Raw genomic sequence first — 21,961 nt, 5'->3', positions numbered from 1 at the left:
TTCAGCTTGCCGCTTTCACGATAAACGTCACAACGCCAAAGATATCAAGCGTATCTTCGCTGTTTATCCTGATGGGTGCATAAGCACTGTTTTCAGGAATAAGCATAACGACCGGGTTTAACTGCAGACGTTTAACAGTAAACTCGCCATCAATGGCAGCAATCACAATATCTCCATGCACAGGCTTTCTTGATCGATCGACGACCAGCAAATCGCCATTACCGATACCCGCACCGATCATGGAATCGCCAGATGATTTTACGAAATAGGTCGCACTTGGGTGTTGCACTAACAGCTCGTTGAGATCAATACGTTTCTCAACATAATCCTGCGCTGGCGAAGGAAATCCGCATGGAACCAAATCGCCAAATAAGGGAAGCGCAACGATCTGACGTAGCTCGACTGGTGAATAAAACTTCATAATAAACTCACTCGCATTGATACTGTTTATACATACAGTATATACTGTCATTATATACAGTAAAGAGGAGCTAAAGCATGTTCGTGGAACTCGTTTATGACAAAAGGAATTTTGATGGTCTTCCCGGTGCAAAAGACATCATTCTGGGCGAACTGAGTAAGAGGGTTCACCGGATTTTCCCCGATGCTGATGTCCGGGTAAAACCGATGATGACGCTGCCGGCGATCAACACTGACGCCAGCAAACATGAGAAAGAACAGATAAGTCGGACTGTTCAGGAAATGTTTGAAGAGGCTGAGTTCTGGTTAGTCAGTGAATAAAATTCTGTCCGCTACAGCTTGATTGTAAAAACGTGCTGTAGCGGGATCATGACACACTGGGCATGTTAACTGGCCTGTTCCCCCGGAGGCGTAGGCCAGACAGGTTTTGACGTATCAACCCGCATCAACATCACACGGTACTTCTTCCATTCAGTTAAAGCTGCGGTTTCTTCTTCCGTCGCTATACCTGCATCAACAGCATCCTGTCGCCATGAAATTTCTGTATCAGCGACTGATTTCAGCGACCGCCGTTTCTGCTCTGCGCGTTCCTGCTGCTCATCTTTAGTTAATTCAGGGTACGGAACCAGAACAGGAAAACCATTATCATCGGGCTGAATCTGACCATTAATTTGGCTGTCTAAAATTCTCTGGCCTTCGTCGTTGCTGATATGTACAAAACTCCCCGGGATTTTGTCATCGGGAGTGTTGTCGCCATAAAATCCGTTATTCAACGCGCAATACTTCATACAACCCCCTTACCAATTGCGATATAAGAAAATGTGGTAGCGATCCCCGAAGATTTAGAGTCAGCAGAAAGAATTCTGGCTCCTGCTGCCGTGCTATTTGATAAATCCCACCCGACAGCGTTCACCCCTTCAGGACCTGAAGAAATATCCGACGGCGCAACCAGATATGGTATGCCAACAAAAGCGCGTGGAAACTGAACACTGCCTGTTCCGTTGCTGCCCGTTGAACCTCGCCCCCATACAACCTGGAAATCTCCTAACTGGAAAGAACCAGATTCAGAAACGCTTTCCCGCAGACCAAGGTTTGAGAGAGCCTCTGCAACTGCCCCATCAGCTTTAATATCGGCAAACGGGTGAGCGCGGCTAAGCAGTAATGCCTTCACCGCCGTCAGCACCTGGTTACGCTTTGATTTATCCAGGGCTACGCCAGAAGCTTCAACGATCCCTGCAAGTTCCTCCTGAATGGAATCACAATAATCATCATCAAGATCGGTGGCGGGTGTCCCTGTTTGCGGGTTTCCGCGAGTAAAGCCATTCTTCCCTGCACCGAATTTGTCTTTCTGCGCAGTGGGTGTATCAATACGATGCATAATGTCTCCGGTTACGGATATTTGAATAAAACGTAGGTATGGGACGGACAGAGTTTATTGATTACGCACTCTGCGACGGTGTCGCCCCAGTAGCGAATTGGCGTTGTGCAATCATCAATGCATGTCATCCAGGTGGCATCGCTGGAAGCGGGCATGTTTACCTGCCAGTAATATCGCCATTCCGTTGAGTACACGGCATCTGTGCATGCTGATGTGCATTTAAATGGGCCTTTGTTATAGCGCGTGATTGTTGCGCCATACTTCCCCAGTGCTTCCAGTTGCCTTAGATAGAAGTCTTCGTTGATTCCGCCGGTTAGATTTACTTTCGCGTCCAGCCTCTGCTGTCGTTGCCGTAATGTTTGCGTTCCTGTCGGAATGCATTCATCAGGAAGTCCACAGCATTTTTCCCAGCGATTGATCAGCTCGGTGGTAGTTCTGGGGTCAAGTTCCAGCATAAGATCGTCAGCGCGCTGGTGAACCCTGAGCAGCGACGGTGCAGCCCCTTTTATCGCGACATCTTCAGGTGACCATGCAGGCCCCGGTGGCAAGAGAGCAGAGAGCAACTGGACATAATCATCTTCACTTACGCCCATACGATATCCCCCATGACAGCCAGTTCATTCTTCGCGATCGGTGTATCGACAGCAGGTGAAATCAGCGTGTGGCTGCGCTCCCCTGCGGCAATCGAAATTGCTTCGTTGATACGCGATAATTCCAGCGTCCCTTCGGGATAACCATCTCGCAACAGGAACGAAAGCAACTCAGCTTTAACAGCTGCGCGGGTTGTTTCGTTGTCAGGATTTAAATCGATGGTGAAGTCGATAATTTTTGGCGTGGCTTTGAACACATAGAGATCGGAACCGGCAACCGGTGCTAACGGCTCAATGTGATCCTGTGCCGCCGCAACCGTCGTATCATCAAGAATCGGGTTAATCAGGTCGCTGCTGGCTATCATAACGCCAACCGTTCCCGTCCCCATCCAGTGTCGGTAAGTCCATGCGCGTGTTACGCCAGGCACTTCTTTTGCCCAGACAACATAATCACCGTCAGCGCCGCCTTGCGGGGTCCAGTAGTAACGCTCCAGAACCCGTGCCCGCCAGACCTCAAGGTCTTCAATATCAAAACCGCCAGCGATCGTATCGGCCATGCCGCCGGAAGGAAGTCCGTTAACCGGCGTAACCAGTGAGAGCGCCTCACCATCATCCATATTTCCGGTCATACCTGTCATGCTGCAGACAACGGGTACACGAAGCACGCCACCGGAACTCGTTGCGTCTGCCTGAGCGATGTACTGGACGAGGTCGTCACGCTGAATTACCGATCCTGCACTCACTTTGAGCCCGTTCGTTACGCCATCCCAGCGCATAAAACCTGATGCGGACACAGCCTCTTTTCTCGGGCAGCGTTTCATCGCCGCATGCCGATAAAGCCATGACTCATCGCAAAGATCAGGCAGCATATTCATCGCCAGATAATCGATATAGCCATAAACCGTATGCAGCGCCCCGGCATAAACCCTGGCCCTGACATCTTCATCCATGCGGCGAAGTTCATCATTGATGTCAAGGCGTGCAAAAAGGTCGGCGCGGATCATACTGATGTTTTCGGCCAGCGTTGGCCGCTGAAATTCACTGTCCGCCATTGGTGATCACACTCCACAGGTCGTTAAAAGAAATCGTTACCGGACCATCCCGGCGCCAGAGGACGATCGTATTCCCCAGCTCATTAATACCGGTTCGCTGGATATCAATGTCGATACGAGATACCACACCGTCATCCAGCATCCATTGAAGAGCTTCACGCAGATAGTTGCGCACGGTATTCACCAGGGCGTTCGTGAGCTTGCTCCGCTGGAGTAGCCACAATTTCGAACCATAACGGTCGTTCGCGACAACCGGCCAGGTATCGCCCCACCACCCCATCGGAACATCAGCGTTATCATCAGGATCGGCGCGGCGGTGGGTGAATAAAGAAATCACTACAGCGCGGGTGAGCGGATCAAGCTGAGAACCGGCGCTTACCCGTTTCCCATTTACCGTAAGCCAAAGTTCCATCACACCCCCATTTGTTTATCAGGTGTATCGGTGTTATTGCCCTGCCCGTTTTCTCTGTGTTTATGCCCGTTATAAGCAATACGCATCGCCGACATTGTCTGGCCAGAAGTATCACAGAGGTCTTTGATCTGGCCCGTTGACTCAATATCCATTTCAAAGCGGGCTTTAGGCGCGTTTTTAAACGTAATCACCTTGCCACCACCATCAACAACAATCCCGGCGCGTGTCAGCGTGACTGACTGCCCCTGGTCATCGTAGAGAGCAACCTCCCCCGTTTTGAGCCCCTTCATGCGATAGCGACGATCAGACACGGTGATCGCAACGGCGTGAGAACGGTCACCATCAGGAAACAAAACAACAGCCTCAGCCCCCGCTTGTGCACGAGAAGTGAAGCCATAGGGTTCAAGGTGCTCAATACCCGCCTTTTGCTGCCCAGCCAGTAACTCAACATCTATCATCTGGCACTTAGAAGCCGCATTGATACTCTTCACCACAGCGCGGCCAATGAGTCCTAACAGTTGCCTTTGCAGACTTTGCATCACGCTCATCAGAACGGGTCCTCTTTGACTTTCCGTTTTTTGCCACGCTTCTTGCTGTCATTTTCAGGTTCTGGCAGATAGGCATCCGGCGGCCCGACACGTAGTTCGGTTATTGTGCCGTTGTTGTCTTTAGTGAATGACACTTCAGAAATGAGCAGCTCGCGGTTATTGAAGCCACAAATGGGGTCATAGACGATAACGCGCTGGTTTGGTTGCCACAGTGAACCGTCACCCTGCCGCCAGCCCCACACTGTGTACGTGGTTTCATCGGTACGTGCAGCTCGCTGGCGCGCCTCGAATTCAGCACGCGCAATACAACTGGCTCCTGTTGACTGCCCCGTCTGCTGTACTGCCATGGGACGATAGCGACCAATTGATGCGTCTGTTGTTTTTGCGCGAAGCGCCGTTGTTGTCGCAGCCCCAAAATCATCATCGTTTCCGGCACGCTGCCCCGATACCTGGTAGGTTGAAAAACGTTCACGAATGCTTTTCTCGGTATCGCAGGAAATAACGTTTTTACCCAGCACCAGAGCTGTATGAGCCCGCGTGCTACCAATACCGCCGATAACAAGCCTGCCTAGAGTGTCGTCGTAGGCCAGCGCCTGCTGTTGTCCAAGCATCTTGTTGAGGACTTCGATGACCGTTTCACCGTGATCGGGTTGTACACCGGGAATGGCGCCACCCGGTGCACCAGCGTTTACAACCGCTATACCGAAAGGTCTGGCGAGCGCCGATGCTACCTGAACGAGGGATTGTCCATTGAACTGAGTCGGCTCAGCGGAACAATCAATCAGATCGGCAGTAAGGCTGCGCCCGCTAATTCCGACGCTAATTGAATGCGCATCGTAGCGGACAGGCGTAGCTTCAATCCAACCGGTAACCACCAGATCATCACCAATGAGCACCTCTACTTTGTCGCCGTTTTTAACGCGAGGCTGAAGCGATGCAACACCATCACCACCGGGCCATTGCCGGGTGATCTCCACGCTGAAATCACGCGCCAGCCTCTCTATCCCGGCACCAATTCGAATTGACGTCCAGCCGCCCCATTCACGTCCGTTAACCCTCAGCGTTACGTTATCGTTCATCGTACAGGAACCCTCAGTGGAGATACCGGCACAAAGCCCGGGTGAGCCACAGCATTACGCCTGACAATGTCAGACTCCCGTGCAGCGTTATCGAACCAGGTCGCTGCCAGAACCAGTGCCGGAGTTACCTCATCAGGCGTCCTGATAACTGTCTTTTGGGTCTGCACAAGGCGGTGTTTTATGTCGTTGTTAAGGTCAGACTTCACCCGGCGCAAAGCCAGAAACAAACGGTCATCGGTAGTACGTGATAGCTCTTTATCAATAGCGGTATTCAGCGTGTCGCGGATATCAACGAGGTCATCCCACGTCGGCACATCAACCACTGCCGTTTCATCTGGTACATTATTCAACTCAGGATGAGTCACAGAAGGCCAGCCAGTGGGCTGCTGGCTTTGTTCGCCTGTCGTGATAACTGGCGCGGGTAACGTCGTGACAGCATAAGCCGCTTCGCTTATTGCTGTTGTGCGAATCGCACTGGCAACATAATTACTTTGCTGCTTCTGGTTCTGCGTCGTCCTGCTGTCCGTTTTCCATACTCCACGCGGAGCCAGATCGCTGCCCAGGGATATGCCGGAGAAATTTTTAATCATTGTGTACAGGTCGCTGGCATTACCAGCGAGCCGGTTCCCCGAACGCCACATTTTCTGCAACTGGTCAACAAAGCCTTTACCTGAAGATGGCGGCGGGAGCAGAACAGAAATATCACCCTGCATTAGCCGTGTGGCGGCGGAAATACCGGAATCCACCATCGACATTTTGTCAGAAACATAGCCAAGCATGCTGGTCGCATCGTCAATCACGCCGTTCTGGACGAAATCAGGCATTCCGTCCATGCCAAACTGGTCGAAGTTATCGCTGATGCAGTCATCAAGAGCAGAGCAGGAGGAAACCAGCGTGTTGGCCGTAGCGGCCCCTGATGTCGGATAAGTGAGTTCACCAGCCTCAACGAAACGAAGATCAAAGCGCACCATGCGCCCTTCACTGCTCGATGAACTCACGTTAATTTCGCCATCGACGCAAACGCTCATCTCGCCATATGCTGGATGGATAAGGGTCCCCGGCCCCGGCTTATTGAGAGCCTCAATTAGTCTGTCACGTTGCTCATAGCAGTCATCGCCGATGACATACCCAGAAAATTTAGGTCTTGAAGTTGCTTTACCCAGGTCTTCCGTATAGGGCTTATTACGGTTCACAAATTCGTGTGTTTCGACGCGCCGCCCAGCGGTTAGACTCTCGTCTTCAGTTTTGAACGGAACGCCACGAAACGACGCATCCACCAGCCGATCTTTCCACGCCATATAAACTCCGGGCATAAAAAAACCCGCCGCAGCGGGATTTATTTGAATGTAGAGGAAATCATGAAGGTTTTACTATCTTACAGTTAATCCATTTTATCCCAGACTCACCGTTTTTATTAACACCAGTCCTTACCTCCCCCTTCTTTAATATATCAACAAAAAACTGTCCGCTTGGCATTTTAAAGATATAACTCATACCGATAACTTCATCAGACATAAAATTATCATCAGGTGACATGGTGACAATTGATGTTATTTGGGCAGGGGTTTCTCCTGAGTCTTTAAAAACAAAAGCTCCAACTGACTTATTAATATCATAGGAGACATTCGAAACTACAATTTTCCCACTAGCCGACTTGATCGGGCAATCAATATCAATTGATGCGTTTATCTCACCATTTCCATCAGCTGCAGTTTTAGTCTCATTAACAAATGAGGAGGCAAGACCATCTTTCGCAATTGCTAAGTGCGGCAAAGCCATCAGCAGCCCAACAGCTAATAAATTGTATTTCATTTCCATTCCCTGTTTTGAGTGCTTGCATTCACGCTAACCATCATACAAATGGCTCTATTGGTCAAGCATGATCACCCACCCATTCCAATTCTCCCAATTCTTGTGTAACCAACATCATGGTTTACATCGATGCCAGAAGACTTTGTGCCAGTAACATTCATTCCGGCTGGAGCATTTTTAAAGTCTACAGTCACTGTTGCTTCTGGCTTGCTGTGGATTTTATTTATGCTGTATTGATTATATTCTTGGTATGGTGTGCCTGAACCATACATCCCATACCCACCAGCGCCATAATGCGAAGCATTCATACTAACGCTGGCATCGCTAGCGCCATCAGTGAACCATTCAATGATCGGTTTTAATTTTTCCCACATGTCCTGGAACCACTTCACGACAGGGCCCCAGTTATTAATAATCAGACCTAAGGGAGTCCAGCCGAACACGGTTTTAAAAAGCTCCCAACCAGTAGCGAAGTAAGGCGATATTGCTTCCCACATGTTTTTAAAGAATGGGCCGACAACATCCCAGTTCGCAATTAGTAACCCTGCTGCAAGTGCAATACCTCGGATAATTAAACCTATTGGCGAAGCGCTAGCGACGAACGACATAACTTTCAGAGCCATACTAACTCCCGCCACTGCGACGCGAAGCGCCACAAAGCCAGCAGCAGCGCCAAGCAACGCACGAACCATGGCTGGGTTTCGTGATACAAAATCCGTTGATTTCTGAATAAGAGGCATTAGCCCAGAAGCGCTAGCATTAATCTGTGGTAATAGCGCATTACCAAGCGCCACACCAGCATGTGTAGCCTGATTTCGTAAGAGTTGTAACTGGTTTGCTGTTGTTGCCGCACGAGCTTCATACTCTTTTTGCATTGAGCCGGTATACTGCGACGCATCTCCAACCATATTGAAGTTTTTCTTCAGTAGGTCGAGGTTCGTTAGCAGCGGTGCAATTGCGCCAATAGACTCCTTGCCAAAGAGCGCGTTCAGTGCTTTCGGCTGCCTGGCCTTATCCAGTTTCGAAATACTTTCGAGAACCTTCAGCATTGTGCCCTGGGCGTCTTTTTGCATATCAGCGGCGAGCTTCTTGGAGTTAAACCCAAGGAACTGGAATGCTTCCTGCTGCTGCTTTGAGCCACCAGTAATTGCTAGCATGAAGTTCTTAATACCTGTAGCTGCAACTTCCTGCTCAACACCAACACCAGCTAAGGTTGCCCCTAACGCTGCAATTTGACCTGAAGCAATACCGGCAACCGCGCCAAGTGGCCCAATACGGGTGACGATGTCAGATATTTGCTGAGCATTAGCTGCGCCATTGTTCGACAAGTAGTTAATTTTATCCGCAAGAGAAACAACTTCCTGTTGAGTCATCTTAAATGACGTTCTCCACTTCGCCATCATGTCGCCAGATTGATCCGCAGACTGGTCAAAGGCGACCCCCATTTTCAGGGCGTCCTCAGCAAATTGCTTCAAATCTTCTCGCGCGATACCAGCCTGTCCGCCGGCCGCCACCAATTTTGCAATATCGTTCGCGGCCATTGGCAGGCGATCCGACATTTTTAAGATGTCTTCCCCCATTTCAGCGAACTGCTTTGGTGTATCAAAATCGACAACTTTGCGAACATCAGCCATCTGCGATTCAAAATCAATAGCAGCTTTCGCGCCTGCAATAAATGGGGCGGCAAATGCGCCGCCACCAATCAGATCACCTACAGAAAAATCACCCAAGCCGCTGGATTTAATGCCCTTCTGAAAACCTTTAATTTTCTTCTGCATTGAAGACAACGCAGGAGAGAGTTTGTCTACCCCAGTAATAAGGGCTTTCAGTTCAAATTCAGCCATTTTTATTTTCCTGAATTATGCGATTGGCCTGTTCTGCAAATAAGCCGAGCACTGAAAACGGTTCGTCGAGCATTTCAAGGGGATTGATGCGCCAATATTTGGCGCAATCAAAATAATGATTCAGGAGTTGTCCTGCGCTGAGTTCCCGAGGAAAAAACCCACAATCTCCCAACTGATAGTATTCAGATCGGAAGGTTGCATTTCATCAACTGAACTTGGTGGAACACCGGCCAGCCGTGAAATGTATTTGGCAATTACACCTGCATCCATTTTCACACCAGCATCACCACTTGCTGTATATGGGAAGCCGAGCTCACGAACATCCTTTCCCGTCGGCTCGCGCAGTTCCAGCACATGGAGCTCATCACCATGAGCACGAACTGATTTACTGAGTTTAATTTCTTTCATTATTGGTAATCCCCTTCTTCACCGTGGAATTCAAGATCCGCCGTACCTTCTTCGGCGTTGTGGTTTGCTTCTCCGTGCAGCCAGGCTGAAGACAAGACATAAACCTGACCGTTTGCCAGTTCGGCTGTAATGGTCATCTGGTCTGACGTCGTCACCTTGTTGACCGGGAAATCTTTCGGCACCTTAAACGTGCCCTTAACATATGGTGCGCGGTGAGTCTCTTTTCTGTCGACGTCACCAGCCATGCCAATGACATCATCATTGACCTTCGTGTTCATCGGCACCTCAATGCCTCCGGTCAGTGACAACTGCTGACCGTCAATTTTGAAATAACAGGTACCTGCAATGCGCGCCATTATGCGGACTCCTCTTGATACTGAAGGCGGAACTGGTTAACGACCGCAAACACTCGCAGCTGGTTAACATAGTCAGGTGGGAACAGAGTGTTGAGCCGGTTCGGGTCAGTCGCGTCACGCTCAACAATGAGGTATTGCTTGAACAGATCATAGTTCTCCACAATCCCGGCACGCTCCATCTGACGATAGGCCGCCAGCAGTTCCCCTTTGATAACAGCCGGGGTAACAATCGCCTGACCAGGACCGAAGCGCGTACCGTCGTTCGCCAGTTTATGACGGCCATATTTGCTGGTAATAACCGATTTCAGCCTGCGCAGGACATAAGCGCTGGTATGCAGCGTCTCGCTGTCGAGATAGCTGTTATCGGCAACACCATAGGCGTTTTTCCTGTACGTTGTAACGTCGCGCTGAATGCGCAGCGTGCCGCTTTCAACGTATGACGTTGCAATCCCATGCGACAGCAGAGACTGCTGTTCGGTCATCGTGAAGCGCTTCCCTTTTGGTGCCGGTAGCATATCCACGAGTTCACCTGTCTGGGTTGGACGCGCCGGATCGTTACGGATAAAGACCGCATTACGTGCGGTGCGACTGGCTGCCAGTTCATCTGCCGGAGTCTGAGTTTCTTTCTCGTACCCGGCCAGGGTGATGTGCTGTTGGTTAAGCTGATCGCCTGCGGCAACCAGATCAGAAAGCGTTCCGAGTTTTGCGGTATAAACGTGGCCATAAAGCTGGCGCGCATAGCTCCAGCGACCGCTGGTATCGTTCATTTCGCTGACAAATGCATTCACCGAAGCCAAATCGCTGAACGGATGACCAATATAATCAAACGGCTCATCGGCCATGGCGGCAATAGCACCGTTGAGTACCGGAGCCCCCGTTCCGGCAGTGCCTGCGGCGACGGCTACAGCTATGCCTGCGGGCAAAACCTCCCCGCCACCGTAACCGTAATAATTCAGAACCACGGGGATGTCATTCCCGCTCAGCCCTTTATGACGCGCTGTCAGAGTGACCACGCCAGCAGCAGACGAAGCGATAACCGGCAATGTCGGATCAGCATTGATTGCATCTTTAATGCCCGATGCCACAGCCTCAACATCATCACCGCTTACAACTGCTGCCTGAATACGAGTACGCCCGACATAAACATTCACCGTGCCGCTCTCAGTTGCTGCGCCAGTTACGGTCAGGGTATACGTGGCCGCCACTCCTGCCGCTGGCTCAGGGACAGCAATGATGTAAAGCTCACCAAAAGGATCTGTTTTACGATACGCAGCAACCATGCGTGCAAGCTGACTACCGGGACCACAAACCTGTTTCGCATAATCAGCAGATGGCATCAGTACCAGCGAATCAGGCTCAATTGCCGCACCGGTGTTTGCGTGACCCAGCAGCAACGACGGCGCTGACTCCTGACTTGTATTTGCCGCCGAATTATCCATCTCAGCATAAAACAGTGGCACCAGCGTATTTGCCGGGATAGTGCTGAAACTAACGGTCATTGGTTTCCACCTTTTTCTGTTTAACTTTGTTCACGCGCCTGATATCGCCAGCGGCTTCCCGGCGCAGCCAGTAACTGCTTTCTTCAACATTTCGCCCTTCAACAGGCAAAATGTCGCCTCGGGCAGGGTCAGGTACTGACCGCCCGTTTTGGGGTTTTACAAACATGGGTTTCCTCAGGAGGGAAGAGTTATCTCTGTGTGATGCTCGGGCTCCCCATCAGGGCCATGTCCCGGATCGATAAAATCAACATCAATCGCCAGCGTTTTAAAATCAGCCAGATCGTTCAGTTCATCCTGCTGGCGGGTGTCATCTTCTGACAGCTCATTCAATACAGTGAAGTCGAACTGGTAGCTCAGTTCATGCCGGTTCACATCAAGCAACGTACCACCTGCATAGATGATCGGGTTTCCGCACTCTTCAGGATTCCAGCCCAGGAGCGCTTTAAACAGTGACTGTCGCACATCGTGAACAACATCATATGAGGCAAACTGACCGCGTTCATCCCGGCCATTGCTGACAAACACAATGACGGCAAACCCTTCGGTTAAATCCTGCCAGTAGTCAGTCTGGCTCTTCTGTTCCCCTGGCGAATCATCGCCGGGAACAACATAAGCCGCCGGCAGTTTCATCTTTCCGACTTCCGGCAAGTCCTTAAACTGCGCAGCACCTGCTACACGATTCTGGAATTCCGGGCAACGCGCCCGTAGTGCTGCAATAATCGGGGCCAGTTTCATCAGAGTCGCCTCTCCGGTTTGAGTGATAGCCTCAGTTCACGCGTCAGGTAGTAACGCGTCCACGGGTTGTTTTTGTTGAGTGTCTCAACCATGAAATTATTACGCGGGGCCAGACGCCAGCCGCTACCACCAGAAGCACCACGGTGATGACTGCGCCGACGTTTTGCGCCACCGCGCACACCGTAGAAGAGAAATGCCGGGTAAAAATCGCCAGTGATGAGCCGGTTACCCTGCCCGTTCCTCTGGTTCGGTGCAATACGTGCCATAAAACCGGGTCGCCGCCCACTTGCTTTTGGCACCATGTAGCCAATGGATTTTGCAAGGCGGCCTGTCTGGTATCCTGGGTTCTCACCTGGTTCAGATCGACCGCGACGCATCACCAGACGGCGTGCGTCGCGCATATGGCGCTGGCCGATGGTGACAAAGGCACGCCGGACACGCGCGCGGTTGAAGCGCATTTCGTTCGGCTGCTGAAAATCAACGTGTAAAAAGGGTTCCGCCACTGGAATTCCCCCCGGTATTTTCTGTAAATGAACCCAGTTCGGTGCACTCAAGAAGCAGAAACCGTCGTTTACTGTTTAGATCACGAACACGTTTCACGCGGTACACCTCATCTCCCTTCACCACTTCAAAATCGCTGGTAATTCCGCGGCGCCAGCGAATGGTGATGTAATGCGTGATCACGTTATCGGTCTGAGCCGTTTCCAGGTATGTCGTCGCGCTGGTCTGGATTACCTTAGCCCAGACCGGAAATACCACCGGATATTCAGATTCGGTACCAAAATCAGCAGAAGGGACATCAACCCGTTTTCTGAGTATCACCCGTTTATCAAGCTCCCCCGGATCGGGTAGCAGGTATGTCGCACTTGTTTGCGCCTGTCTCAGTTTCATAATGGGATGAACCGATGAGGACCGACGAGCCAGTTGAAAGACTGTGGCATTTCTGTTTTTTCAACCTCGGATACCGATGAGCGGTTCTCGTAAAAATGCGTTACGAGAAGCAGCATCCCAAGCTTGATATCGTCGGTTAAAACCAGTCCATCGGGATCATTATCTGAAACACCTGAATTAGCATCGTATAGCGTTCGATTCAGAAAGCTTTCTGTACGCTTCTGAACCGCACCGCCCAGAAGTGTCAGCAGCTCATCTTCATCGTCGTAATCGTCCTCCAGGCGCAACTGACTTTTAATTTCTTCCAGTGTCAGAAGCATAAAACCTCCGTGCCCGTCAGATGACGGGCATAAAAAAACCGCTCTCGCGGCATCATATAAAACAGGATGAATAATTATGCTTAGGCCGGTTTACCCACCAGCGCTTTGATGGCTGCCGTATCTTCCAGCACACAATCGAAGCGGTGGAATGCCAGGAACGCCGTCTGATCGTATTCTGCATAACGCTCAACCAGGCGCTTCAGAGTCATATAGGAAACCCGGCGAACGATGAAGCGGTTAAAATCGCCCAGGAAAATAAACTTCTTGCTAGCTGCCGCAGCATCAATTGCCTGATCAATTACATACGGAATACCCAGAACTGTCGCAGGGGAGCCACCAACAACATCAGGAAGCCACAATGGACGTTTCTGATCATCCACCATCTCTTCAATCACCTGAAGCGTCCCGTCGTTAAATGCCCAACGGAATTTTGGACCACCACGGTAAGCCGGATCGATTGCATGCTTCAGGCTATTCATTTCCTGCCAGGTGAATGTAGCTGCTGCTGCCGCAGAAACAGTACCGGTAACTGAAGCCGCCAGCCCTTTTGGCTGCAACGGTGCGCCAGCCCCCGTGCCCTGCACCAGATATTTAGCTTCGCCGCGGCCAATACGTTGCGCAATACGCCCCGCAAGGTATGCTTCGATATCTACACCACTGTCCTGCAGCAGTTCGTTAGAAACGCGGATGATTTTGGATGACAACTTCTTAGCACCCAGGATCGCGGTACCGAACGTCACATCACCTTCACTGGCCGCGTTGTTTTCTGCGAGCAGTTCGCCTTCTTCAGCAGTACCGTCAGAAGTTGACCAGGTAATATCCTGACCGTTTGAGGTATTAAGAATTTGCGCAACGCTCACGATTCCGCCGTAGGCTTTCATTGAATCAATGATGGTATTACGCATCTGAGTTGGGACGGTATAGCCACCTTTATCATCAGGTGTGGTTCCCTGAGCACGCAGTTCTTTAATTGCCTGACGCTCTTCAGCGGTCAGTTCAGCAAATCCGTTACGCAGGAAGCGGTCAAACGCAGCGGCGCGGCGTTCATCAGCCTGTTTTTCCGGTGTAGTCTGCTGGGCGCGCAGTTCCGGCTCCTGATCGTCAACATAAGTCTGATCCTGGCGTCGAAGTTCTTCCTCACGCCCGATACGCTCATCCAGCGCCTGCAATTGACTGCGGGCATCATTCCATTTTTTATTCTGCTCTTCAGACCAGACAGTATTTTCCGGAATGCTGTCGTGCAGGGCGCGCATCTCTGCGGCAATGGTGTTACGTTTCTGCTTCAGTTCGTGCAATTTCATGGATTTTCCTTACGCGTTAAGAAGAGTCAGCAGGCGCTCACGCGCCATTCGTTGAGTGATGGCGGTCTGTAGCGCACCGCTGTCGCGCGCCTCCTGCCAGGCTTTCATGGATCGGATGCCAGAATCAGCCTCCTGGTAGGCCGGATAGGTCACCGGACTGACGTCAAAGAGGCGTGAAAAACGATTAATTTCGCGAATGACTATCCCTTCGTCGTCCTGATACCAGTTCTCACCATCGTGCGCTACGCGGAAAGCAAAAGACGACTGGTTGATATCACCGCGCATCATCGGGGCAAGTACCAAATCGCGAATGGTCTGAGTATCCGGCGCCGCGATGTCATAGCGCAGGCCTTTATCATCGACATTCACGTTTAACGTTCCTGACGAACTACGCCCCAGAATAAAGTTCGGGTCATGGTTAAATAACCCCCGGATATCGTCGCCAAGCACGTCATCGAAAGCGCCTGGTTTGATAATTTCGCGAAACCCCCAGAGGGGTTCTGAGCGACTGTTAAACACCGAGCCGTAACCGATAATTCGCGTGGGCTGCTCGCCCTGCTGCTCGGCACGGACCTCACCGCTGTAACAGCGAGTCTCGCGATCACTCATCGGTTTTATCCTCTTCGGTTTTGGTTTTGTTTTTCTTGAAATCGTCTGCAGGGTTAGCGGCATTAACGCTGACAAGCATTTCGTCCAGCCCATCGACCGGGTTCATATCTTCAAAAGCACGGGCTTCATTGCGGCTCATCCAGCCATCGGTGATCGCGAAGTGATAGAACTGCGCGCGCTCCTGCGGTGTACCGCGCAACAACCCAGTAAGGTTAAAGCGAACGTAATAACCTGCTGCCAGTTCTGCCCGTGTAAACAGCCGACGGTTAAGCTCCTGCTCCCAGTTCGTCACCCAGGGCATCATTGAGTAACGAACAAACTGAATGGCCTGTTGTGTTATGTTGCTGAAGGTGGCTTTTTCGAGGTCGTTAATCATGTGTGCCGGTACGTTGAAAATCCCGGCTATCATTGAGCGATTTAGCTTGGACATGTCGATGATCTGCGCGTCAATTGGCGATACAGTCAATGCCCTGTAATCCAGATCCGCAGGCAGCAGCATGGTTTTGTTTTCCTGGCTCCGTAGCGCCAGCGCGGCTTTTTGCCAAACCTTTTTGAGCCGTTCCCATCCTTCGCTTTTAATTTCCCCCTTCACCGTGACGATGCCAGCAGGCCTTGCATTCCCACTAAAGAAGCTCTCCGTATACTTCTGACCGCTCATGCCCATACCGATTGTTTCAGCATGCTGCATCACTGGACTAAGCCCCATTTTCTGGTTATTACCCAGCGCGCGAATGTGAACCATATCGTCAGGGCTGATGGCGAAAGCGCCTTCTTCGTTGTAAACCCCATAAGTGTAACGACCACCGGTATTAATCAGGGTCGTTTCCCATGGCATGCAGCAATCCAGTGCAGTTACTTCGCCGCGGCGGTTGCGTTTCACCCAGGTGTACCCATTCCCCCAGCCGAGGATGTGGCGTTGCTTCAGCTCGCGCCATTTGTAACTGGTCTGCCAGGTGTTTGGCTCATCATGAACCAGATAAAACGCAGGGTGATCCCGTGCGGGTTCAACCTTACCATTGTGCTTACGCATAACATGCAGTGGCATCTGGGCAAGGTTGGAAGACAATACATAGATACAGGCATACACCGCCGCCAGTTTCATCGCAGTCTCAGGACTGACATAAACATCTGCCCGGAACAACCCATCAGTATCAACAGCATCCCCGGTAATCGGGGTGGAAGGATTTTCCAGTGACTCACTTCTGAACATAGCATCAAGCAGCACGCGTCCCCCTTCTGGCTATAGCCAGGGCGCCGACCAGCAGGAGTCCGCCGGAGAACATGAGAGCCGGGGCCAGACCAAACTGCAGGTAAAACCCAGACGTGAGCAGGCCGAAACCGGCCATACCGATAACATCAGCAATAAGTGATTTCATAGAATTAAGAGATCATCGTCCGGATCAAGAGATGAGAGGAAATCGCCAGGCTCTTTAAGCATTGCCCGTCCGATCGCCATTATCAGCGCCACCGCGCCGTCGATTTTATTTTCGTTCTGCTCCTTGATAGGCTTCACAACATCATCGTTCCCCGGCAGATATTTCCCCACCACGTTGCTGATACACCAGCTCATTATCGGGTTGCCGTCGTGATGAAAACGCCCAGACTCAATGGCTGCTTCCAGCTCTTTCATTGGGTCTGACATATTGGTGTAGTTCTGAACGATAGTGATCGGATTAAGACTTTCATCAGCCAGATCATGTGAAAGCCCCGTCGCGCCGAATGGGTCAATCGGTGACTCACTGACCGGGTTGAGTTTGTTTGCCGCTTTGGCCTCTTCAAGGATGTAGCGGTAATCCACTTCAGCGCCATCAGTAACTGTAAGCAGTTCCATTTCAACCCATTTCTGAAATCGCTCCGCAGTACGACGATCTTCGTTCTTTTCAACACTGAATACTGTGTCGTAGGGAACCCAGAAGCGGGGAGCAACGCTGTAGTAATGTGTCTTGCCGTCAATTTCCCTGGTGAACAACCGCGCCATACTGTTCATATCCAGCTTGCGCGCCAGGTCAAAAGCCAGAACACATGGTTGACCTTCGAACATTTCCAAGGTCAGGGTTTTATCTTCGCAGTTCTGCCAGGATACCAGGTTGAAGAAAGCTGCTCGGGCAGCAACCCAGATATTGAGATGCTTGGTTTTGAACACGCCAGCCTGGCGAGCATTATTGATAGCACGCTGTTGCTGGCTTAACAGAAAGTCGCGGTAGACTGAGACACCCATATTCGGGTTGGCTTTCTCAAGCACCTTTGGATCAGTCCAGTCGTCACCTTCATCAACCGTATAGATCACGCCAAACAACTCGTCGTTGGGTACCGTGCCGTTTAGCATTTCAATCACTTCACGTCGTTTGTCGTAGCATGGACCTTCGATGTTGTAACCTGCTGTGGTGATCGCCCACATCAGCGGTTGTCGCCGCGCCCCCATACCAGTCAGCATTGTGGTGTAGAGCGAATCTGTTGGGTGTTCGTGATACTCGTCAACAATCGCACAGTGCGGTGAAGCGCCGTCCCCAGGGTTACCAATCAGCGGCTCAAAACGCGCGCCATCTTCTGGCCGGTTCAGGTTGGATGCATTAACTTCGATCCCGAACGCTTCCACCAGCAGCGGTGTGCGCTTACACATCAGACGAGCGGGCCTGAATACTTCCCACGCCTGCTTTTCAGTTGTGGCCCCGGAATATACTTCAGCGCCAAACTCGTTATCACAGGTAAAACAGTACAGCGCCACACCCGCCGAAATGGCCGATTTCCCGTTTTTACGCGGTATCTCCGTGTAAACCTCGCGAAATCGACGAAGCTTCGATCCTTTCTGGACCCAGCCAAAGGCGCAGCACACAATAAACAGTTGCCATGCCTCCAGGGTGATCGGCATCCGCTTGAATGCCCACTCTCCTTTTGTATGTGGCAACAGCTGGATAAATTTCGCAGCCTTTTCTGCCATGTCTTTATCGAAGCGGTAACGAAATTTCTTACTCTTTTCAGCCGCCATGTCATCGATATGACGCTGACAGGCCTGAATGACAAACTGGCACGCCGGAATTTTCCCCCGCACAACGTTGCGGGCGTATTGATTCGCGGCGTTTACGTTGGGGTACGATTTCCGGCTCATGAGTTGATCATCTTCAGGAATGGGTTAGAGGTTTTCTTCTGTCCGGCAAGGCCAATCAGTCGCTGACGACTGCTGGGGTCAAGGCCAAGCATGGAGCCGGTAGAACTCATCTCCGATTCCTGCTCTTTCTTTGCGGTTAGCTCAGGGTTTTTTATCTTCCCCCCCATAGCACCAGTGATAGACAGCCCGTCTCTGGCGATATTTTTAACCGCCCTGCGCCAGAACTCGTAGGCAACACACCAGCGCTCAAGTACGGCAAGATCGGTAACACAGAGTAGCCCCTGTCCACATAATTCTTTCGTGGTCAGTTCCCACATGACGGCCGCCATTGGCAGACCTTCATCCTCAGAAAACCAGTCAGGTGGTGCCACGCCTTTAATCGGTGTGAATACAGGTTCCTCTTTATTCAGGGCTCGTTTGCCGGGGTTCCCTGCCAGCTCCTTGCGCGCCGTTGGCTTGGGGCGACGCCCGGAACGCCCCGCCGTTCCAGCCATAAGCGACACTCCTAGTTAAATTTCATTTTTCGCGGGTATAAAAATACGAGGAGGCGGGCAGTCCGGAAGGCACGCGGTCGCAGAGATTTGACCTCCCCCTCCCCTGCCTGATGATGACAATTATTCTCATTTGAGCCGTTCACGGGCAGTCTTCGCTGCGTGACACGACCAGCACAGGCTTTCAAGGTTGCTGTCTTCATCAGTGCCGCCGTGGGCCTTCGCCTTGATGTGATCCACACAGGAAGCCTGCTTCACTATCGCCTGCCGTAGATGGTTCTGACACAGCCCTTTGTCGCGCTTAAGTATCCGCTCCCGGATGATTTCCCACTTTGTTCCGTATCCACGCTGCTGCCGGGATTGTCCGGGTTTGTATGATTTCCATCCTTCGCCTTTGTGGGATTCACAGTAACCTGATGGATCTGTGGTGGTAGAACGGCAACCACGGACACGGCATGCTTTTGGTGTTCGAGGTGGCATATTAGATCCTCTTAACTAATATCACTATTACCAAAAAAGTTAGGCAATTCGTCAACCTATGCTGCTATGCCTAATCGTTATAATCATCTACTCTATGTAGGGTTAAATTGCCGATTTAAGAGGACTATTATTATGCTTTCAGAAATTGTTGACCGTTTAATCACTCTCACTAGGGATCGTGACCCTTCTGTTGTCATTGCAGCCGCCTTGGCTCTAGGCGAAGGGGCTCCAGACACAAGTGATGTTGTTGAATGCCTGATGTCTCTTACAGAGAACTATGAACCATCAATAAAGAGTGCTGGAGCTACTGCGCTTGGTCGTTTATATCGCCGTCGCAGATAATTCCGATATTTAAATTTGTGACATGATTGAACCAGCTAAAGAACCTCGTCAAGGCAAGGTTCTTTAGTGTTAAATAGCCCCGCTATTGCGAGGTCTGGGGGATTTTTTGCGGACAATTTCGTAGCACTGATTTGTTATGCGCCAGAATGTCACGCTTCGTCTGTTTATCCAACACAGCAATATCGTGCTCAGTGAGGTAGATGATGTTCACCCAGTCACAGGCCGTGTCCGTTACTTCAGGTTTTGCGGGTATATCTTTCGCGCAACTCGCGGTCAACATCGTCATCAGGAAGATGATTAACAGTCTGCTGTACATCCCTGGCTCCCTTTGTTGTTTCTACCCGGCGTTCGGCTACCGCTTCAGTAGCTGCTGCACGTTCTTCAGTGTGTTGTTGGTCCGCTTTTGCTTCAGCAATATTGGTACCGCGTGATTTACCCAGACCAAAAGCACCGGCAATTGCAGCCAGCACAGCAACGGCCAGGCCGATAATCATTTCAAGTCCCATAGTGACCTCATACTAGTGCGGCTTTTGCTTTGGCGTAACGTTCACGGCGGTCTTTGATACCGTTCTGCCCGCCGTTAATAATCTGCGTTACGCGTTCCACATCACCCGAATACATCAGGCAACCGCGTAACGTGAAGTACCACGCCGCCGAACGGGCCGCATGTCGCTCCTGCGTTAGCAGTTCCGGTGTACTGACAAGGTCAAGCTTCAGCGCTGCACCACATTTGGTGTAATTCTCACGACCTGTGATTTGCAGCAGGCCGCGACCGCGATATTTCCAGCCGTCACCCTGGCTGTTATTACCCATGCGGTCACCGTAAACCAGATTAGCTATTTGTGGCTGGTGAGCGACCTGCTTACCATCGACACGCCCCAGCATTTCGCACTGATACGACGTCAGACGCTTACCAAAGGTTTTCTTCAGCCCCTCAACCGAGTAGTTGAAGTTCTCGACCAGCGATGTAAAGCCATTAGATTCGTGCCCGACTTGTGCAATGAACATGGCTTGATCATTAACCGCTGTAATTCCAAACTCTTTCATTGCCGCATCAATGTGCGGAAACCAGCGCGCAGAAACCCCGGCGCTGATACCAGCCGCCTGCTGAAATTGTGATTGGTTCATTATTGCCTCAGATGATCAACCAGCCGCGCTACGTTGCCTCTGACGGCGACCAGCACGGACAGGAAAATAATGTTGGCCCCGATAGTGGCCCACGATGAGTAAGGGTAGATACCGCACAGATACGCCAGTGGAACGGCGCTGTAGATGACCGTAAGCAGCCACGCTAAGCGGGATATCCAAGGTCGATGCCGGGAATCACCGCGACGGTAAAACATCAGGGTCAGCACTACCCCAGCGCAAAGCAGCGCATTGATTGTTGCCGATGGGTCATTTAGTACCACCTGAACCTCCCCGGCGCGTTATCAGCGCCACCAGCGAGCCGACATCCTGATTATTCAGGAACGTCAGGATTTTGACGGCTAAAGCAGAAACGATTACGGCGCCAATGGCATCCAGTGGTTTATCACTGTATCCGGTCGCCTGAGCCAGCTTTGAACCCACCAGCCCGGAACAGAGGATCCCTGCGATATACGACACCAGAAAATATGCCAGTCGGCGCGCTGCACTCAGGTCTGCTGCGGTCGCAATGTAAAATACAGCTCCGGCAAATGCGCCAAACACCACGCCGTAATCGGTTCCGGACAGAAATCCATAGACACTGGCACCCGTCAGGACACCACCAGCCAGCCCAGTACCGGAAATCGGATCGGACATTTAGCCCCCTCTTAATTGCTGTGAGTCCTCTCTGTATGAGGGGAATAAAAAAGCCCCGGCTAATGCCAGGGCTTGAATAATTCAATCTTAGATATCAAATGGGTTTTGTTTTAACCCTAGCGCTTCCTGCTGCCGCCAATGTAGCCACTGTGGCTTGCCCATCTCAGCTTCTTCGGCTGTGGCATATGTCCTTAGATAAGAATACTCAGTCATCGCGATGCTAACGCCGGTATCAGGAAACAATCCATAGTAATAGTTAATTTCATCACAGCTATACCCTGAGATGCAAATTTCCTGCACAAAGCTTTTTATTCCATCATTGGAATTATGGCTAGCTGGAATATAACGTGGTGTATCTGAGATATGCATAGTTTCACCTTTATAGAGACTAACCGCACATCCTACGCGCATCACCCGGCGGGTGATGAGTGTGTTTTACCCTTTTCCAGTAGTGTAACCAATAAAAAACCCGCTCATCGGCGGGTTTATAAAACTTTGGCAACATA

General features: G+C 51.1%; 34 protein-coding genes. 2 read left to right on the top strand and 32 right to left on the bottom strand.

Annotated features, from left to right (window positions below; genetic code table 11):
* Position 1: 1 nt before the first annotated feature.
* Entirely contained in the window at positions 2 to 421 is a 420-nt protein-coding gene (locus OGX91_RS15900) for a translesion error-prone DNA polymerase V autoproteolytic subunit (RefSeq protein WP_199946487.1), read from the bottom strand.
* Between the two features lie 77 nt (positions 422 to 498).
* On the opposite strand from OGX91_RS15900, the gene OGX91_RS15895 reads away from it, so the two are divergent.
* Positions 499 to 741 carry a DinI-like family protein gene (locus OGX91_RS15895; RefSeq protein ID WP_115642623.1) on the top strand — a complete coding sequence of 81 codons (243 nt, stop codon included), beginning with the start codon at positions 499 to 501 and terminating at the stop codon, positions 739 to 741.
* Positions 742 to 806: 65 nt separating this feature from the next.
* Here OGX91_RS15895 and OGX91_RS15890 read toward each other — a convergent pair whose 3' ends face one another.
* The 25 genes from OGX91_RS15890 to OGX91_RS15770 form a co-directional block, all read right to left on the bottom strand.
* Positions 807 to 1,193 carry a tail fiber assembly protein gene (locus tag OGX91_RS15890; RefSeq protein ID WP_286626805.1) on the bottom strand — a complete coding sequence of 129 codons (387 nt, stop codon included), beginning with the start codon at positions 1,191 to 1,193 and terminating at the stop codon, positions 807 to 809.
* A gap of 11 nt (positions 1,194 to 1,204) precedes the next feature.
* Positions 1,205 to 1,798: a gp53-like domain-containing protein gene (locus tag OGX91_RS15885; protein ID WP_005120669.1), complete on the bottom strand. Its 594-nt coding sequence runs from the start codon at positions 1,796 to 1,798 to the stop codon at positions 1,205 to 1,207.
* Between the two features lie 11 nt (positions 1,799 to 1,809).
* Positions 1,810 to 2,391, bottom strand: coding sequence for a YmfQ family protein (locus tag OGX91_RS15880; protein ID WP_286626803.1), 582 nt, complete (start codon positions 2,389 to 2,391; stop codon positions 1,810 to 1,812).
* Positions 2,382 to 3,440 carry a baseplate J/gp47 family protein gene (locus OGX91_RS15875; RefSeq protein ID WP_286626802.1) on the bottom strand — a complete coding sequence of 353 codons (1,059 nt, stop codon included), beginning with the start codon at positions 3,438 to 3,440 and terminating at the stop codon, positions 2,382 to 2,384. The genes OGX91_RS15880 and OGX91_RS15875 overlap by 10 nt, the downstream gene beginning before the upstream one ends.
* Positions 3,427 to 3,852 (bottom strand): phage GP46 family protein, encoded by a 426-nt coding sequence (locus tag OGX91_RS15870; RefSeq protein ID WP_005120666.1) that lies wholly within the window; start codon positions 3,850 to 3,852, stop codon positions 3,427 to 3,429. The genes OGX91_RS15875 and OGX91_RS15870 overlap by 14 nt, the downstream gene beginning before the upstream one ends.
* Positions 3,852 to 4,400 carry a phage baseplate assembly protein V gene (locus OGX91_RS15865; protein ID WP_199954182.1) on the bottom strand — a complete coding sequence of 183 codons (549 nt, stop codon included), beginning with the start codon at positions 4,398 to 4,400 and terminating at the stop codon, positions 3,852 to 3,854. Before OGX91_RS15865 ends, OGX91_RS15870 begins: the two co-directional genes overlap by 1 nt.
* Positions 4,400 to 5,479, bottom strand: coding sequence for a phage baseplate assembly protein (locus tag OGX91_RS15860; RefSeq protein ID WP_286626798.1), 1,080 nt, complete (start codon positions 5,477 to 5,479; stop codon positions 4,400 to 4,402). The genes OGX91_RS15865 and OGX91_RS15860 overlap by 1 nt, the downstream gene beginning before the upstream one ends.
* The gene (locus tag OGX91_RS15855) at positions 5,476 to 6,777 is read right to left on the bottom strand and encodes a DNA circularization protein (RefSeq protein WP_286626795.1); all 1,302 of its coding nucleotides are present in this window, start codon (positions 6,775 to 6,777) and stop codon (positions 5,476 to 5,478) included. Before OGX91_RS15855 ends, OGX91_RS15860 begins: the two co-directional genes overlap by 4 nt.
* A gap of 58 nt (positions 6,778 to 6,835) precedes the next feature.
* Positions 6,836 to 7,291 (bottom strand): hypothetical protein, encoded by a 456-nt coding sequence (locus OGX91_RS15850; RefSeq protein WP_286626793.1) that lies wholly within the window; start codon positions 7,289 to 7,291, stop codon positions 6,836 to 6,838.
* 71 nt (positions 7,292 to 7,362) lie between these two features.
* Entirely contained in the window at positions 7,363 to 9,135 is a 1,773-nt protein-coding gene (locus OGX91_RS15845) for a phage tail tape measure protein (protein ID WP_286626791.1), read from the bottom strand.
* Between the two features lie 120 nt (positions 9,136 to 9,255).
* Positions 9,256 to 9,543: a phage tail assembly protein gene (locus OGX91_RS15840; RefSeq protein ID WP_075847823.1), complete on the bottom strand. Its 288-nt coding sequence runs from the start codon at positions 9,541 to 9,543 to the stop codon at positions 9,256 to 9,258.
* On the bottom strand, positions 9,543 to 9,899 hold the full coding sequence (locus OGX91_RS15835) for a phage tail tube protein (protein WP_181499241.1): 357 nt from the start codon (positions 9,897 to 9,899) through the stop codon (positions 9,543 to 9,545). The genes OGX91_RS15840 and OGX91_RS15835 overlap by 1 nt, the downstream gene beginning before the upstream one ends.
* Positions 9,899 to 11,398, bottom strand: a complete 1,500-nt coding sequence (locus OGX91_RS15830; RefSeq protein ID WP_286626790.1) for a phage tail sheath subtilisin-like domain-containing protein — start codon at positions 11,396 to 11,398, stop codon at positions 9,899 to 9,901. Before OGX91_RS15830 ends, OGX91_RS15835 begins: the two co-directional genes overlap by 1 nt.
* Positions 11,388 to 11,564 carry a DUF2635 domain-containing protein gene (locus tag OGX91_RS15825; protein ID WP_286626788.1) on the bottom strand — a complete coding sequence of 59 codons (177 nt, stop codon included), beginning with the start codon at positions 11,562 to 11,564 and terminating at the stop codon, positions 11,388 to 11,390. The genes OGX91_RS15830 and OGX91_RS15825 overlap by 11 nt, the downstream gene beginning before the upstream one ends.
* Positions 11,565 to 11,572: 8 nt before the next feature.
* A complete protein-coding gene (locus OGX91_RS15820) occupies positions 11,573 to 12,133 on the bottom strand; it encodes a phage tail terminator protein (RefSeq protein ID WP_137363653.1) in 561 nt (186 codons plus the stop codon).
* Positions 12,133 to 12,636 carry a hypothetical protein gene (locus OGX91_RS15815; RefSeq protein ID WP_286626787.1) on the bottom strand — a complete coding sequence of 168 codons (504 nt, stop codon included), beginning with the start codon at positions 12,634 to 12,636 and terminating at the stop codon, positions 12,133 to 12,135. The genes OGX91_RS15820 and OGX91_RS15815 overlap by 1 nt, the downstream gene beginning before the upstream one ends.
* Positions 12,611 to 13,024, bottom strand: a complete 414-nt coding sequence (locus OGX91_RS15810; RefSeq protein WP_137363655.1) for a phage head closure protein — start codon at positions 13,022 to 13,024, stop codon at positions 12,611 to 12,613. Before OGX91_RS15810 ends, OGX91_RS15815 begins: the two co-directional genes overlap by 26 nt.
* Positions 13,021 to 13,344: a head-tail connector protein gene (locus OGX91_RS15805; RefSeq protein ID WP_137363656.1), complete on the bottom strand. Its 324-nt coding sequence runs from the start codon at positions 13,342 to 13,344 to the stop codon at positions 13,021 to 13,023. Before OGX91_RS15805 ends, OGX91_RS15810 begins: the two co-directional genes overlap by 4 nt.
* Positions 13,345 to 13,424: 80 nt before the next feature.
* Complete coding sequence (locus OGX91_RS15800; protein WP_286626786.1) at positions 13,425 to 14,645, bottom strand: phage major capsid protein; 1,221 nt, start codon at positions 14,643 to 14,645, stop codon at positions 13,425 to 13,427.
* A 9-nt stretch (positions 14,646 to 14,654) separates the two neighbouring features.
* Positions 14,655 to 15,254 carry an HK97 family phage prohead protease gene (locus OGX91_RS15795; RefSeq protein ID WP_101701334.1) on the bottom strand — a complete coding sequence of 200 codons (600 nt, stop codon included), beginning with the start codon at positions 15,252 to 15,254 and terminating at the stop codon, positions 14,655 to 14,657.
* Positions 15,247 to 16,479, bottom strand: a complete 1,233-nt coding sequence (locus tag OGX91_RS15790) for a phage portal protein (protein ID WP_101701335.1) — start codon at positions 16,477 to 16,479, stop codon at positions 15,247 to 15,249. The genes OGX91_RS15795 and OGX91_RS15790 overlap by 8 nt, the downstream gene beginning before the upstream one ends.
* Positions 16,469 to 16,630 (bottom strand): hypothetical protein, encoded by a 162-nt coding sequence (locus OGX91_RS15785; RefSeq protein ID WP_046671243.1) that lies wholly within the window; start codon positions 16,628 to 16,630, stop codon positions 16,469 to 16,471. Before OGX91_RS15785 ends, OGX91_RS15790 begins: the two co-directional genes overlap by 11 nt.
* Complete coding sequence (locus OGX91_RS15780; RefSeq protein WP_131445660.1) at positions 16,627 to 18,360, bottom strand: terminase large subunit; 1,734 nt, start codon at positions 18,358 to 18,360, stop codon at positions 16,627 to 16,629. The genes OGX91_RS15785 and OGX91_RS15780 overlap by 4 nt, the downstream gene beginning before the upstream one ends.
* Entirely contained in the window at positions 18,357 to 18,854 is a 498-nt protein-coding gene (locus OGX91_RS15775) for a phage terminase small subunit P27 family (protein ID WP_075848475.1), read from the bottom strand. The genes OGX91_RS15780 and OGX91_RS15775 overlap by 4 nt, the downstream gene beginning before the upstream one ends.
* Before the next feature lie 126 nt (positions 18,855 to 18,980).
* Complete coding sequence (locus OGX91_RS15770) at positions 18,981 to 19,331, bottom strand: HNH endonuclease (protein ID WP_286626782.1); 351 nt, start codon at positions 19,329 to 19,331, stop codon at positions 18,981 to 18,983.
* Positions 19,332 to 19,463: 132 nt separating this feature from the next.
* Here OGX91_RS15770 and OGX91_RS15765 point away from each other — a divergent pair, with 132 nt between their 5' ends.
* On the top strand, positions 19,464 to 19,673 hold the full coding sequence (locus tag OGX91_RS15765; protein ID WP_286626780.1) for a HEAT repeat domain-containing protein: 210 nt from the start codon (positions 19,464 to 19,466) through the stop codon (positions 19,671 to 19,673).
* Positions 19,674 to 19,755: 82 nt separating this feature from the next.
* Here the strand turns inward: OGX91_RS15765 and OGX91_RS15760 are convergent, their stop codons facing one another.
* The 6 genes from OGX91_RS15760 to OGX91_RS15735 all read right to left on the bottom strand — a co-directional run bounded on the left by OGX91_RS15760 (position 19,756) and on the right by OGX91_RS15735 (position 21,824).
* Positions 19,756 to 19,953: a hypothetical protein gene (locus OGX91_RS15760; RefSeq protein WP_286626777.1), complete on the bottom strand. Its 198-nt coding sequence runs from the start codon at positions 19,951 to 19,953 to the stop codon at positions 19,756 to 19,758.
* On the bottom strand, positions 19,910 to 20,179 hold the full coding sequence (locus tag OGX91_RS15755) for a hypothetical protein (protein WP_286626776.1): 270 nt from the start codon (positions 20,177 to 20,179) through the stop codon (positions 19,910 to 19,912). Before OGX91_RS15755 ends, OGX91_RS15760 begins: the two co-directional genes overlap by 44 nt.
* A gap of 7 nt (positions 20,180 to 20,186) precedes the next feature.
* On the bottom strand, positions 20,187 to 20,801 hold the full coding sequence (locus OGX91_RS15750) for a glycoside hydrolase family 19 protein (RefSeq protein WP_286626775.1): 615 nt from the start codon (positions 20,799 to 20,801) through the stop codon (positions 20,187 to 20,189).
* A complete protein-coding gene (locus OGX91_RS15745) occupies positions 20,801 to 21,082 on the bottom strand; it encodes a phage holin family protein (protein ID WP_072161075.1) in 282 nt (93 codons plus the stop codon). Before OGX91_RS15745 ends, OGX91_RS15750 begins: the two co-directional genes overlap by 1 nt.
* On the bottom strand, positions 21,069 to 21,455 hold the full coding sequence (locus OGX91_RS15740; RefSeq protein WP_001283171.1) for a phage holin family protein: 387 nt from the start codon (positions 21,453 to 21,455) through the stop codon (positions 21,069 to 21,071). Before OGX91_RS15740 ends, OGX91_RS15745 begins: the two co-directional genes overlap by 14 nt.
* Positions 21,456 to 21,542: 87 nt before the next feature.
* Positions 21,543 to 21,824, bottom strand: a complete 282-nt coding sequence (locus OGX91_RS15735; protein WP_286626774.1) for a hypothetical protein — start codon at positions 21,822 to 21,824, stop codon at positions 21,543 to 21,545.
* Positions 21,825 to 21,961 lie beyond the last annotated feature (137 nt).

It is taken from the genome of Citrobacter sp. Cpa228 (genome assembly GCF_030333085.1).
Classification (GTDB): domain Bacteria; phylum Pseudomonadota; class Gammaproteobacteria; order Enterobacterales; family Enterobacteriaceae; genus Citrobacter; species Citrobacter pasteurii.
Note: the sequence above shows the minus strand (reverse complement) of the source record. Positions and strands in the feature narration are given on the sequence as shown.